The organism is Tissierellales bacterium (assembly GCA_035301805.1).
GTDB lineage: Bacteria > Bacillota > Clostridia > Tissierellales > DATGTQ01 > DATGTQ01.
In genome coordinates this window covers 77,402-90,626 of record DATGTQ010000188.1, presented here as the reverse complement: position 1 = coordinate 90,626, position 13,225 = coordinate 77,402, and the positions used below count along the sequence as shown (strand labels likewise).

The window sequence follows — 13,225 nt, the reverse complement described above, 5'->3', positions numbered from 1 at the left end:
TTTGTTGCTACTCTTATATTTATAAAAATAAATAGTAGTAAACTTTCTTTATTTTGTAATTTAGATTTATTGCAAAAACCTGATAAAAAATATGTTAAAAAAATATTTAAATTAGGCTTTCCAGCAGCTTTGCAAACGGGGGCTTTTGCTTCTATTGCCATGATTATAGCAAAAATAATTGCACAATGGGGTCCTACTCCAATAGCAGTTCAAAAAGTAGGTTCGCAAATAGAATCAATTTCCTGGATGACAGCAGGAGGATTTTCCACAGCATTAAGCGCCTTTGTGGGGCAAAATTATGGTGCAAAGAAAAAAGAACGAATTCATGAAGGTTATGCTAAGGGTATTATTATTATAGGTGTTATAGGTATATTTTCTACATTGCTACTTATATTTGCTGCAGAACCAATATTTAAGCTATTTATACCTGATGATCAAGAGGCAATAAGAGAAGGCGTTATATATTTAAGGATTTTAGGAATATCTCAATTTTTTATGTCTATAGAAATAGCTACTGGTGGTGCATTTAATGGCTTGGGTAAGACTCTTCCACCGGCTATAGTAGGAATAATATTTAATGCTCTCCGTATTCCAGCATCATTAATACTTTCAACTAAAACGCCATTAGGCTTAAAAGGAGTATGGTGGAGTATAAGTATTAGTAGTGTATTTAAAGGAATTATAATGGCAACCTGGTTTACAATATTACTTAAAAAAGATTCAGAGCTTAGTTTATAAAAGATTTATTAAAAGACTTACAAAAGGAGGATAATAGAATGTCAAGACTTTCCAATGCCCTTACAATGTATATGCTTTTACAAACAGGAGGTATTATGAAGGCTGCAGAAATAGCAGAAATATTAGAAGTAACAACACGTATGGTAAATGAGTACAAAAAGGATTTAGAAATAGCTGGCATATACATTGGCTCTAAGGCAGGTAGATATGGAGGTTATTATTTAGAAAATACTTTAGACTTAAAAGGATTAGGTATAACCAATGAAGAATTGGAAGCTTTGAAGATGGCAACAGAGGTAATCAAGAGTGGTAATTATACATACTCTGTAGAGTTTCAAACCTTGGCTAGTAAAATACTTAATGCGAAGAGAGATTTCGATAATATTTTTTATTATAGGAAAGATAATTTAAAGCCTATGGAAATGAAAGAAAAAGAAAAGAGAATATGGGTAGATGTAAATAAAGCCATAAGGGGAAAAAATAAAATAGAAATGAATTATAGTTCTATAAGAAGAGGAGAAGATAATGTACGCCTAAGAACGAGAGTAATTCATCCTTATGGTGTATTTGACTATGAGGGGGGTTTATATTTTTATGGCTATTGTGAAGTGAGGAGGGAAGTTAGATTTTTTAAATTTTCAAGAGTTAATAATTTTAAGATTTTAAATGATAAATTTAAAACTAATGTAAAATATAATTTGAAAAAAATTATTAACAAATCTTTTGGAATAATAGATGATGAACCTACTAATTTTAAATTAAAAATACATTATCCAATGAGTCAAATAGTTAAAGAACGGCAGTATTCAATGAATCAGATTATTAAGGAAATCGATGATGAAACTATATACTTTGAGGCAAAACTTAAAGGATATGAAGAAGTGAAGGCTTGGGTTATGGGTATGGGAAGTTTTGTAGAAGTAATTGAACCTATAAAGCTTAGGGATGAAATATTAGATGAAGTTAAAAATGTAATAAAAAAATATGAAAAATAGACAAAAGGGTTGTAAACTTCTTAATATAATGGTATAATGAGTTAGCTTTAATTCATGATAAATAAATTGTTTAAAAATTAATGAAATTATCTTTTTATCATCTATGTTTTGCAGAATACTATAATTTCGAAGATTTTTATACATATAGTGGTTTAAAAGGAATTAAAGGAATAAAATTTTGGAGGTTTTTTACATGGCTAACGGTACAGTTAAATGGTTCAACGGTGAGAAAGGTTTTGGATTTATTACAGCAGAAGATGGAAATGATGTATTTGTTCACTTTTCTCAAATTAACAAAGAAGGGTTCAAGACTTTAGAAGAAGGTCAAAATGTAACATTTGAAATCGTAGATGGAGAAAAAGGACCACAAGCGTCGAACGTAACTATTGTTTAATATAAACAAAGAGAAACTTTACAAAAAGACCTGGAGAGATAACTCTTCAGGTCTTTTTGCAAAGTTTTAACAAAGGGTGATATATAATATGAGATACAAAAGTGGAAATTTGTTAATAATTAGTGACTTTGAAATAAGGCTGCTAAAAGAGGAAGAACTAGATATAGACTTGCTTATACCTTTGAATTTTAGAACCTTAAATTTACATATTGAAGGTCTTCCAAAGTATATAAACAGAAGGATTCAATTTCCAAGGGTTAGAAATATTGTTATTAGATTTACTAAAATAAAAGGTAATGAATTTTGTACAATTCATATATTAAATAGTATTGATTTTCAATCGGCTATAGCTAACTTTGAAGTGAATTATGAAAAACATTGTATTAGATTAGAGAAGAAGGAATATAGTGTAGAAATGTATATAAAAAAGAAAGAAATATAATGGGGTGGTCTTATGGAAAATATAGGTGCCTTTTTTGATATTGATGGAACTCTTTATAGGAATTCTCTTATGATACAACATTTTAAGAAAATGATTAAATATGAAGTGATAGATCCAATAATTTGGCATAATCATGTGAAACACAGTTATTCTGAATGGGAAAAAAGGTATGGAAATTTTGAAGATTATTTAGAAGAATTAGCAGAGTATTATCTTAGAGAGCTTAAAGGAATAAATAAAAACCATATAGATTTTATTGCTAGTCAAGTAATAAGAATAAATGGAGACAAAGTATATAAATATACTAGAGAAAGAATTTATTGGCATAAAAAAAATGGACACAAGGTATTTTTTATATCAGGAGGACCAGATTTTTTAGTTGAAAAAATGGCTGAAAAATATAATGTAACAGAATATAGAGGTAGTAAATATATAGTAGATGAGGACAATAACTTCACTGGTGAGGTTATTAAAATGTGGGATTCTGAAAATAAGCAAAAAACTATTGATGAGTTTGTACAAAAACATAATGTAGATTTAAAGAAAAGCTATTCCTATGGTGATACAGTTGGAGATTTATCTATGTTTAAAATGGTTGAAAATCCGATAGCTATAAATCCTAATAGAAACTTACTAAATATGATAAGAAAAGATGAGGAACTAAAAGGAAAGATTAATATAATAGTAGAGAGAAAAGATTTAATCTATAAATTAAGTCCAGATATAGAGACAATAGATTTATAGTACCCTATAAATGAAAGAGAGTAGATGAAACTACTCTCTTTTTTAATCAGATATAGGTATAAATTGTTCGATATTAATAATTATATTGGATGTTATAAAGTATATACCTAATGCAGCTGGGGATTTTGTTAAAAACATCAGTCCTATTATTATAGCAGTTAAAACTGATGTAAGAGATAGTTTGGGTCTCATAGTCATAAACTGTTAGATTATTTGTAATTTTATAATTATCAGTTATCTTATTAAAGGCAAAATCTATAGATACTGATGTTTTAAAGTTGTTAAGCAATACTTTTGAAAAACAAAAGAATAATACTGCAAATATTGAAAAAATATATAATATCTCTAACATTTCAAAATTAATCATTTTTATCACCAATTTTTATATTTATTATATCTTATATATTTTAACATTTTATAGCTTGGAGATTAATCCTAATATTATTAAAAATAAATTATTTATTAATTAATTCTAGTTTTTCTTTCCTTGTAAATTTTTTTATTTCATATTCTCGTTTTTGGGCAGATATTTTATCCTCATATTTTTCATAATATACAAGCTTTACAGGTAATCTTCCTCTTGTATACTTGGCACCTTTTCCTTTTGAATGAGTTTCAATTCTTTTTTCTAAATCATTGGTCCATCCAGTATATAAAGTATCATCAGAACATTTCAGTATATATACATAGCACATAATTATCACCTTATAATATTATACCATTTTAAAATTAAATTTGTATTAACATAAAATATATATGATTATATAGTGTATTTATCAAGGTGATAATTTTAATGCTTACTAAATTTGAAAGGAAATATGGAAATAAAATATGAATTAAATAAAGACGATTATATTAGTTTAATTTGAATTATGTAGAAAATTCAAAAGTCATGAAGAAAAATGTATTTATACAAAGGTATCTTGTTTCTATTATTTTTTATTAGTGCCTTTGCTTTGAAAAAAGTACAGATATTCCTTTTAGCTATTGGATGACAGTATTTATTATTACTTATACACTTTGGGTTGTTTTATACCCTAAATATTTTAATAAAACTATTAAAAAGAATTTAAAACACCTTCCAGTAGTAATTAACATAACTGGAAAGGTGTTTTAGGAAGTCAAAATTTTTTATGCACTTCTTGTAGCAATTATATCAATATTAGTATCTAGAACGTTCTTAAGAATAATATCTCCTTTTTTAATAGGGGCAGAAACTTCTATAGAATTTATAATATCCATACATTCAAAGATTTTATCCTTTGGTATTTCACCTTTAGTTTTGATAGGTAATCTTGGTATTGTTGAATTTTTTATTTTCACTGTTGATGTTACTGTTCTAGATGGATTAGTCATTTCCTTTATTGCATATTCTTCTCCCCTATTACATGTATTACCTTCAACTAAATAGCCAGAGGGAAGAGTATCATCCTTTGTAATTGTAAGTCTACATCCGATTGGACAACGGATACATGTTTTTTTAATTGTTTTCATATTTTCCACCTCCTAGGTTTATTTTTCTATGGACATAGTGATATTTGACATATTATTATTTAATAAAGTAGATGGAAGATTGATTACTTCCATTTCACTAGGCACTAAATTGTTCTTTTTATATTGTTTTAATACCTTTCCATCTCCCTTTATAACTAAATTGACATTTTCATAAATATCATCAACTCTCATGGATAATTGGAAGGTTTTACCGATGTTTTTATCCTTTATTTTATGGGGCACTATATATCTAATGCCTTTTCCAGGCGTGGTTTTTATAATATTACTATTTTCTTCATTTTGATTTTTTATATATTTTGCAGCATATTTTCCAGCCTTTCTACTTTCTTTTGTAACATTATCTACCAAATCATGGACATGAAGGACATTACCGCAGGCAAAGACTCCTTCAATACTAGTTTCTAGAGATTCATCTACTACAGGGCCATTAGTTATAGGATCAATTTCTACTGTTGCATTTTTAGAAAGTTCATTTTCAGGGATTAATCCTACTGATAAAACTAAAGTATCACAGTCTATATGTTTTTCTGTACCATGTATAGGTCTCATATTTTCATCTACTTTGGCTATTTTTACACCTTCTACTCTGTCCTTACCTTGAATATCTACAATTGTATGATTTAATAATAAAGGTATATCAAAATCTTCCAAACATTGTACAATATTTCTTGTGAGGCCATTAGGATAAGGCATAATTTCCACTACTGCTTCAACTTCTGCTCCCTCAAGCATGAATCTTCTTGCCATTATTAAGCCAATGTCTCCAGAGCCTAGTATAACTATTTTTTTCCCAACCATGTACCCTTCCATATTTATAAATCGTTGGGCTGTTCCTGCAGTAAATACTCCACTTGGTCTAGAACCGGGAATAGCAATGGCACCTCTAGGTCTTTCTCTACATCCCATAGCAAGTATTATAGCTTTAGAACTTAGTTTAAAAAACCCATCAGTAGGGTTAATGGCAGTAACTATTTTTTCATCATCTATATTTAAAACCATAGTATCTAGCTTGTATTCAATTCCAACTTTTCTTAGTTCATCAATAAATTTTTCTGCATATTCTGGACCAGTAAGTTCTTCTTTAAATATATGAAGACCAAAACCATTATGGATACATTGGTTAAGAATACCTCCTAATTCTCTATCTCTTTCAATAACTAATATATTTTTTATACCATTTTCATAAGCACTAATGGCTGCAGCTAACCCAGCTGGACCCCCTCCAATAACTACTAATTCATAATCCATATTATTTCCCTCCTTTAGTTACGCCAGTTAGTATTTTCGAATCTTTCCCATCTTTTACTACATCCAATATATCATTATCTAATTCTCTAGCTAGTATTTCCATAACCCGAGGCATACAAAAGCCTCCTTGACATCTTCCAGAACCAGGCCTTGCTCTCCTTTTAACCCCATCTACAGTCCGAGCTCCTGCTTTTCTATGGATAGCATCAACAATTTCACCTTCCGTAATATTTTCACAACGACATATGATTCGACCATATCTTGGGTCTTTTTCAATAAGAGCTGCTTTTTCGTCGTCATCTAATTCTACAAATCTGATAACTTTTCTTCTTCTAGGATTAAAGTTTTCTTTTTCTGTTAAGCCCCCGGAAATATCTTTAATTATTTCAACTACATATTCTGCAATGGCAGGTGCGGAAGAAAGGCCAGGTGATTTTATTCCTGCTACATTTATAAATCCTTTTGCATCTTCAGCTTGGCCTATTATAAAGTCTTTAGCATCTGCCCTAATACCTGCAAAGTTAGTTATAGATTTATTAAAAGGTATTTCTTCTAAGCTTTTAGATGCAGTTTGTCTTACATACTCTAATCTTTCACCAGTAGTATTTGTACTATCCTTATTCTCCAAAACTTCATTATCTGGACCTATTATTACATTTTCATGTACAGTAGGAGCTACAACTACTCCCTTTCCTAATTTGGTAGGGCATTGAAATAGAATACTATTAACAATATCTTTTGCATCCTTGTCAAGTAAATAATATTGACCACGTTTTGGAGTTATAGTGATCTTATGCTTTGAGACTAAATTATTTATCTTGTTAGCGTATAATCCAGCACAGTTTATAACATATTTAGAATGGAAATCTCCTTGGTTTGTTATGAGCTTATAATAAGCATCCTCTTTTTTAATGTCTAGAACCTCAGTGTTTAAAAGTAGTTCTGTACCATTTTCTTCAGCATTTTCAGCCAAGGCTATAGCCAATTCCCAAGGACCAATAATTCCGGCAGTTTTTGCGTAAAGTCCACCTATTACTTGAGGATTAATATTTGGTTCTATGTCCTTAATTTGGTCTTTGTTTAGAATTTCCATATGGGGAACGCCATTTTTTATTCCTCTTTCATATAGCTCCTCTATAGTTTCCATATCCTCATCATTAAATCCTAGGACTAAAGAACCGATTCTTTCAAAAGGTACATCTAATTCCTCACATACTTTATCAAACATAGGGTTTCCTTTTACATTGAAATAAGCCATTTTTGTGCCAGGTTTATTATCATATCCAGCATGAATAAGGGCTGTATTAGCTTTTGTGGTACCATTGGAGACATCGTTTTCCTTATCTAATAATAGAATGTCTAAATTATATCTTGATAACTCTCTTGCAATGAAGGTGCCAGTTATTCCAGCGCCTATAATTGTTACATCATACATATTTTTTCCCCCTTCTGATTGGAAATCAAAAAACCATATTTAGAGCCTCTCTTAGAGACTTTAAATATGGTTCTCTTATTCTCAACCAAATATTTAGTTATATTATAATATATGCAAAAGAGCACACCTGATAAACCTAATTTTTCATAGGTTTCGGTACGCTCTCAAATTCTCTAATGAATATTATATTGTAATTATACTATACCATAAATATTTATAAAATGTAAAGGGAAAAAATGAGATATGTTAAAACTATTGCTAATTATTATGTTATAATGGTTATGTAATTTAAAAGTTAAAAACATTATCAGTAATTTTAGAAAATTTTAAAAATTAAAGGGGGAGGGCAGTTGAATAAAAATATATCTAAAATAATTATCTCCATATTACTAATATTTGTGGGATTAACTTTTCTAATAGTATTTATGAAATTACCTCATTATGCTATTAGCCATGATTTTAAAGAGGGGAAGGTAGAATATAATATTACCTGGGGAGAGATAGGAAAAATTATATGTAATACCTATAAGGATTTATTGAAGGGTTCTTTAGGTACGAATTCAAAAGGCAATTCTGTATGGCAAGATATTAGGCCTTATTTTGGGAATACTGTAATATTAACTTTTTTTACTACTATTATTTCTATTATATTAGGTTTCTTTATAGGTATATATGAAGGTAAAAAAGTCGAACTTAGAGATAGTACAGGGAGAGTTTTATGGAAAACTATTTTTAAATCCTTACCAGAACCCCTTATAATATTTATAATTTACTTAATAATTTTAAAAGCTTTTAATTTTAAGATTATTGCCCCTGGGAAAACTACATACATGTCCTTTAAAGATTATATTGTTCCTATACTATCCCTTCTTATATTTCCAACTATACACATTGCTAGGATAACCATGGAGAGCATAATAAATACTTATGATAGTCAGTATTTAATATCTGCAAAGATGAAGGGGGCTTCAAACTTTAGGATTTTAAGCAATCACCTGATAAAGAACATAATTATAGATGTAATGGAGGAGTTTTCCTCTTTCATAGTTATAATATTTTCAAATTTAGTGATTGTTGAATATATTTTCTATTATCCTGGATTAACCCATAAATTAATTGAAAGCTATGTTAATAGTGATATGAATACTGTATTTGGAATAGCAGTTATAATAGGGCTAATCTCTATAACTTACAATACTGTATTTAAGGTTATAAAAAATACTATAGATCCAATAAAAAGTAAATCACTGCAATTGAAATGAATATGAGGTGATTAGATGAAAAAAATAAATTGGCCAATAATTATAGGCTTAATAATTATATCAATAATGATTTTAGTAATGATTTATGAAGAAAGTATTATTAGGGTAGATCCTTTATCTATAGATGAAAATGTTAGTTATAATTTAGGCGATGAAAAAATGTCAATAAAACATCCTCTTCCACCAAATAAATTAGACAAGTTTGGCACCGACCCTATAGGGAGAAATGTACATAGTTTAATAATCACTGGTACAAAAGTAACTATTGGAATTGCGGTTTTGGCATCATTATTTAGGTTATTAATTGCAGTGCCTATAGCCTTTTACAGTGGGTTTGGGGGTAAAGTAAGTAAAAAGAGTATAAAGTTTTTTACTACCTTTTTTAATATAATACCAGGGATTATTATGGCATACGTGGTGCTTAGTCAGGAAGTTTTTAAAGAAATAAGCCTGAAGGCAGGTATATTTTTAACTTCTATAGTCTTGGCAATAATCGGATGGGGGGAATTAGCAAGGGTTCTAAGTAATGAAATAGAAGAAAATACTAAGAAAGAGAAGGAAAAAACAAATATATCTAGAAAGCATATATTTAAGAAGATTTTTCCTAAGGTGTTTGCAAATTTCTTTACAGGGACAGGGAAAATTCTTACTAGCCTTTGTATATTGGGAATTATAGGGATTACCGTAGGTATAGATAAGTTTAATAATATCGGATTTAATAGTGGTGTAGGTAATATTTCTAATTATTATCCCGAGTGGACTGGTATGCTTAATATTGCAAGAGAAGCTATGGTGGATGGAGATTACTGGTTGGCCCTATTTCCCCTACTAGGATTTACCTTAGGTGGAATTGGATTTAATTTAATTGGTGAAGGAATATTGTATGAAGTAGAAAAAGATTATACTATCTTTTATAAAGGAATGAAAAGTATAGGTCATTATATATCTCCTAAAACTTATATTAACGAATGGAAAAATGTTAGGTATAATATGAAGAATATTATTATCAAATCCTTCATAATTTTTGTTGTAGTTGTACTTATAGTATTTCCACGACCCAAGTCCATTGAAACCATTCATAAGGTAAATAGTGATAATATAGTAAATCATGTAGAAGAATTGGCAAAGAACGAATATAATGGAAGAGCCATGGGGACAAAAGGAATAGAAGAAGCCAGAAATTATATAGAGAAAGAATTAGATGCCATGGACTTAGAGCCTGTTTTTGGGGAAAAAGGAGAGGAAGAGAATCTTTCTTTTGCTAAAGAATATAGTTTTCACACGGAACATGATAAAGTTATAGAAGGCAAAAATATTGCTGGCTATATAAGGGGAAGTAAACAACGATATCCTTTAGTTATTGTAACTAATTATGATTATATAAATAGCATGGAAAATGGTGAATACAAAGGATTATACGAAAGTGGAACTAGTATAGGAGCAACTTTAGAATTAGCAAGGGTATTAAAAGAAGAAAGTCTAGAGAAAATGCCTAAAAGAACAATAATATTTCTATTTACTGATGGAAGTAAATATGATGGTGTGGGAGCCTATGAATCTATAGGAGAAAAATATGTTGATATTAGTAGTTTTTATATGTATTTCAATTATTTAGGAGTAGGGGATAGTGATAAATTATATTTAAATACTTCTACAGTTTCTAGTGGTAATGCTATATTTTATAAGTATGTAAAGGATGCTAAAAATATAATAAGAGACAATGGATTTAACCTGGAATATGAATATTTTGGAGATATGTTAGAAGTTCCAGATACTTTCTTTAAAAATCGTGTTTCTGGTTTGACTTTTTCAGGGATAGGTAAAAATGAATATTTAAATAATTATTGTGGTGAAAAGCAAAATGATATTAATAATATAAACTTTAGGAAATTAACAAAACAGACTGAAACTTTAATGGAAATAGCTATCAGTTATGCTTGGGAAGGTAGATATATTTGGGGGAATTAGCGGTGAAAAAAAGTTTGTTAAAGGTGAATAAATTAGAAACTAATTACTATAAGGATAATGAAACATTATACGTTTTAAATGATGTTTCATTTAAACTATATGAAGATGAAGTAGTAGTTTTGATTTCTGAACAGAATATTTTTAGGCAAGGATTAATATATTCATTAATGGGAACTATTGATAAGCCCTTAGGAAAAGTTACAAGGGGTGAGATTTGTTTTAAGGGAAAAAGTATTTTGGATATGAATGAAAGAGAACTAAGGCAAATTAGAGGGAATAAAATATCCGCTATTTCTGATACAGGTATAAGTGGATTAAATCCAAGATTAAAAATAGGTTATCAAATTAAAGAGTCTTTAATTATTCATAAGAAATCAAAAAGGGAAGATAGGGATAAAAGGGTTAAAAAATTACTTGAAAGACTTGGAGTAGAAGATATTGGGAAAGTTTATGAGTCATATCCTTATCAATTAGATGAAAAAACTATTTATATAGTTCATTTAGCTATAGGACTTATCTGTAGACCAGAAATTCTAATAATAAATAGTACATCTAAAAGCTTGGATAAAAAGGAAAGAATAGGGATATATAATTTGTTAAAAGAAATAAAAAGGGAATTGAGTCTATCTATATTGTTTATGACAAATGATTTAGAGGCTGTAGATGAAATAGCCGATAGGGTAATAATTGTTAATAAAGGAATATTATTAGAAGATAGTCCCATTAAAATTTTTAGTAAAGAACCATTACATCCATATTCCAAGAGACTAGTAAATAATGATATTGGGAAAGAAAAAGAATGGGATTTAAGAAGTAAATCATATAGTTGTATTTTTTATAATAAATGTAGTGAAAGGAGGGAATCTTGTTTCAAATACCTTCCAGAATATTTTACTCTTAAGGAAGGGGAGAAAGTAAGATGTATATTATATAGATAGGGGGGATAGCCATGATGGGTGAAGTATTTAAAAAGTACAAAGAAAACTTTAGTAAATTTATAATCTATTTTATATTGGCAATAATTATTCATGTAATTACCAGTTCAATAACTACAGATGTAATGTTAAAACTACAACTAGGATATAATGTAGATATAACAGATATTTTAAATTTTAAAATGATTATCATTATATTAATAAATATCTATTTATCTGCTTATCTTTTACTTATTACTAAGAAAATAATAAAGGGAGAAATAATTGAACAAAAAGATATTTTCCCCGAGGCACTCCATTATTTTCCTAGGCTTTTGGGGGTTGCATTAATGTATGGAGCAATAACATTCTTTGTGTTTTATATTGGAATAATTGCAATGTATGTTAATTCTGCCTTGTTTATATTGTTTGTTATTTTGTTTTTGCTTTGGATGATATTTGCAATTTTTCTATCTCCAACAAGCCAGTACCTTGTATATAATGATGAAAAAATTGGAGGCTCAATAAAATCAGGATTTAAACTAGGGAAGAAGTATTTCTTTAAGATCTTAGGTCTAATAGGAATCTTAGCATTAATTTTAATTATAAAGGATTCACTTACTAAAACCGAATATGATATTGCAATTGTCATTACTTACAGTATAGTATTTCAGTTGTTCCATGCGTATTTCTGTTTGTATATAAGTAATATGTGTAAAGAAGAAGAAGAGGCTGAAATTAGCTAAAGTGATAAGTTATTAAAATATATAATTGAGGATAAAAAATCAATTCATGAAATTATAGGAGAGCATGAAGTAACTATTGGGTCTATCCATAGAAAAATAGTATAGGGAATACAATAAGGAATGAACCTTTGGAGCTATTCAAGGGTTCATTTTTTAAATAAATTAGGAAGGTGAGAATATGAGAAGAAAAGACAGGGAAATGAATAGAGAATTTGGTCTTAAGGTTATAGATAAGGCTAATCATGGTATTTTATCTATGGTAGATAAAGAGGGAGACCCCTATGGTATTCCACTATCTATAGTAAGGAATGAAAACACTTTATATTTCCATTCAGCAATGGATGGAAAAAAGGTTAAAATATTTAAAGATAACCCTTATGTAAGTGTAGTATTTGTTGGACAGACAAGAATTCCAGAAAATTATACCAAGGAAGAACTAAATGAAATGACAAAAGATGAGTTAAAGGCAGTGTTGTTCATTAGTAGTGTTTTTACCACAGAGTTTGAATCTGCCATTGTAAAAGGTAATGTAAAATTAGTAGATGATGAAAACGAAAAGATTAAGGCAATGAAGTTAATTTGTGAGAAGTATACTCCTACAAAAATAGAATATTTCCCCATAGCAATTAAAACAGGGTTGGGAAGGACTAATGTATATTCAATAGAAATTGAAGAAATTACAGCGAAAAGAAAAAAATATGATGAAGATGGAAAGGAAATGAAGTGGGGGAGAATGGACAGTAATAAGGAGTGATTATCCAAATTGGTTATAATATTAGAGATATCTTATTGAAATTCAACCCTTCACCTTAAATAATCAATGG

15 protein-coding genes are annotated in these 13,225 nt (G+C 28.9%); 11 read left to right on the top strand and 4 right to left on the bottom strand.

Annotation, left to right across the window (positions count from 1 at the left end; translation table 11 throughout):
- The 6 genes from VK071_09870 to VK071_09845 all read left to right on the top strand — a co-directional run.
- On the top strand, positions 1 to 738 hold a 738-nt coding region (locus VK071_09870; protein HLR35612.1), incomplete at its 5' end, for an MATE family efflux transporter.
- 38 nt (positions 739 to 776) lie between these two features.
- On the top strand, positions 777 to 1,733 hold the full coding sequence (locus VK071_09865; GenBank protein ID HLR35611.1) for a WYL domain-containing protein: 957 nt from the start codon (positions 777 to 779) through the stop codon (positions 1,731 to 1,733).
- 193 nt (positions 1,734 to 1,926) lie between these two features.
- Entirely contained in the window at positions 1,927 to 2,127 is a 201-nt protein-coding gene (locus VK071_09860; protein HLR35610.1) for a cold-shock protein, read from the top strand.
- An 88-nt stretch (positions 2,128 to 2,215) separates the two neighbouring features.
- Complete coding sequence (locus tag VK071_09855) at positions 2,216 to 2,569, top strand: hypothetical protein (protein ID HLR35609.1); 354 nt, start codon at positions 2,216 to 2,218, stop codon at positions 2,567 to 2,569.
- 12 nt (positions 2,570 to 2,581) lie between these two features.
- Complete coding sequence (locus tag VK071_09850) at positions 2,582 to 3,313, top strand: HAD-IB family hydrolase (GenBank protein HLR35608.1); 732 nt, start codon at positions 2,582 to 2,584, stop codon at positions 3,311 to 3,313.
- An 85-nt stretch (positions 3,314 to 3,398) separates the two neighbouring features.
- Positions 3,399 to 3,521 carry a hypothetical protein gene (locus VK071_09845; GenBank protein ID HLR35607.1) on the top strand — a complete coding sequence of 41 codons (123 nt, stop codon included), beginning with the start codon at positions 3,399 to 3,401 and terminating at the stop codon, positions 3,519 to 3,521.
- A 247-nt stretch (positions 3,522 to 3,768) separates the two neighbouring features.
- On the opposite strand, the gene VK071_09840 is transcribed toward VK071_09845, so the two are convergent.
- The 4 genes from VK071_09840 to VK071_09825 all read right to left on the bottom strand — a co-directional run bounded on the left by VK071_09840 (position 3,769) and on the right by VK071_09825 (position 7,511).
- On the bottom strand, positions 3,769 to 4,008 hold the full coding sequence (locus VK071_09840; protein ID HLR35606.1) for a GIY-YIG nuclease family protein: 240 nt from the start codon (positions 4,006 to 4,008) through the stop codon (positions 3,769 to 3,771).
- A 436-nt stretch (positions 4,009 to 4,444) separates the two neighbouring features.
- Positions 4,445 to 4,807 carry a DUF1667 domain-containing protein gene (locus VK071_09835; GenBank protein ID HLR35605.1) on the bottom strand — a complete coding sequence of 121 codons (363 nt, stop codon included), beginning with the start codon at positions 4,805 to 4,807 and terminating at the stop codon, positions 4,445 to 4,447.
- Positions 4,808 to 4,825: 18 nt separating this feature from the next.
- Positions 4,826 to 6,076 (bottom strand): FAD-dependent oxidoreductase, encoded by a 1,251-nt coding sequence (locus tag VK071_09830; GenBank protein HLR35604.1) that lies wholly within the window; start codon positions 6,074 to 6,076, stop codon positions 4,826 to 4,828.
- 1 nt (position 6,077) lies between these two features.
- Positions 6,078 to 7,511: an NAD(P)/FAD-dependent oxidoreductase gene (locus VK071_09825; protein HLR35603.1), complete on the bottom strand. Its 1,434-nt coding sequence runs from the start codon at positions 7,509 to 7,511 to the stop codon at positions 6,078 to 6,080.
- Positions 7,512 to 7,861: 350 nt separating this feature from the next.
- Here VK071_09825 and VK071_09820 point away from each other — a divergent pair, with 350 nt between their 5' ends.
- The 5 genes from VK071_09820 to VK071_09800 all read left to right on the top strand — a co-directional run bounded on the left by VK071_09820 (position 7,862) and on the right by VK071_09800 (position 13,155).
- The gene (locus VK071_09820) at positions 7,862 to 8,773 is read left to right on the top strand and encodes an ABC transporter permease (GenBank protein ID HLR35602.1); all 912 of its coding nucleotides are present in this window, start codon (positions 7,862 to 7,864) and stop codon (positions 8,771 to 8,773) included.
- 15 nt (positions 8,774 to 8,788) lie between these two features.
- Entirely contained in the window at positions 8,789 to 10,741 is a 1,953-nt protein-coding gene (locus tag VK071_09815) for a M28 family peptidase (protein ID HLR35601.1), read from the top strand.
- A 2-nt stretch (positions 10,742 to 10,743) separates the two neighbouring features.
- Entirely contained in the window at positions 10,744 to 11,679 is a 936-nt protein-coding gene (locus VK071_09810; protein HLR35600.1) for an ATP-binding cassette domain-containing protein, read from the top strand.
- Positions 11,680 to 11,690: 11 nt separating this feature from the next.
- Positions 11,691 to 12,401: a hypothetical protein gene (locus VK071_09805; protein HLR35599.1), complete on the top strand. Its 711-nt coding sequence runs from the start codon at positions 11,691 to 11,693 to the stop codon at positions 12,399 to 12,401.
- A gap of 178 nt (positions 12,402 to 12,579) precedes the next feature.
- Positions 12,580 to 13,155: a pyridoxamine 5'-phosphate oxidase family protein gene (locus VK071_09800; protein HLR35598.1), complete on the top strand. Its 576-nt coding sequence runs from the start codon at positions 12,580 to 12,582 to the stop codon at positions 13,153 to 13,155.
- The last annotated feature ends 70 nt before the right edge of the window (positions 13,156 to 13,225 follow it).

Excerpts from the sequence above, each read along its gene's own strand:
- VK071_09865 (HLR35611.1), top strand. The coding sequence starts at position 777 with ATGTCAAGACTTTCCAATGCCCTTACAATGTATATGCTTTTACAAACA.
- VK071_09860 (HLR35610.1), top strand. The coding sequence starts at position 1,927 with ATGGCTAACGGTACAGTTAAATGGTTCAACGGTGAGAAAGGTTTTGGA.
- VK071_09855 (HLR35609.1), top strand. The coding sequence starts at position 2,216 with ATGAGATACAAAAGTGGAAATTTGTTAATAATTAGTGACTTTGAAATA.
- VK071_09850 (HLR35608.1), top strand. The coding sequence starts at position 2,582 with ATGGAAAATATAGGTGCCTTTTTTGATATTGATGGAACTCTTTATAGG.
- VK071_09840 (HLR35606.1), bottom strand. The coding sequence starts at position 4,008 with ATGTGCTATGTATATATACTGAAATGTTCTGATGATACTTTATATACT.
- VK071_09835 (HLR35605.1), bottom strand. The coding sequence starts at position 4,807 with ATGAAAACAATTAAAAAAACATGTATCCGTTGTCCAATCGGATGTAGA.
- VK071_09830 (HLR35604.1), bottom strand. The coding sequence starts at position 6,076 with ATGGATTATGAATTAGTAGTTATTGGAGGGGGTCCAGCTGGGTTAGCT.
- VK071_09825 (HLR35603.1), bottom strand. The coding sequence starts at position 7,511 with ATGTATGATGTAACAATTATAGGCGCTGGAATAACTGGCACCTTCATT.
- VK071_09815 (HLR35601.1), top strand. The coding sequence starts at position 8,789 with ATGAAAAAAATAAATTGGCCAATAATTATAGGCTTAATAATTATATCA.
- VK071_09805 (HLR35599.1), top strand. The coding sequence starts at position 11,691 with ATGATGGGTGAAGTATTTAAAAAGTACAAAGAAAACTTTAGTAAATTT.
- VK071_09800 (HLR35598.1), top strand. The coding sequence starts at position 12,580 with ATGAGAAGAAAAGACAGGGAAATGAATAGAGAATTTGGTCTTAAGGTT.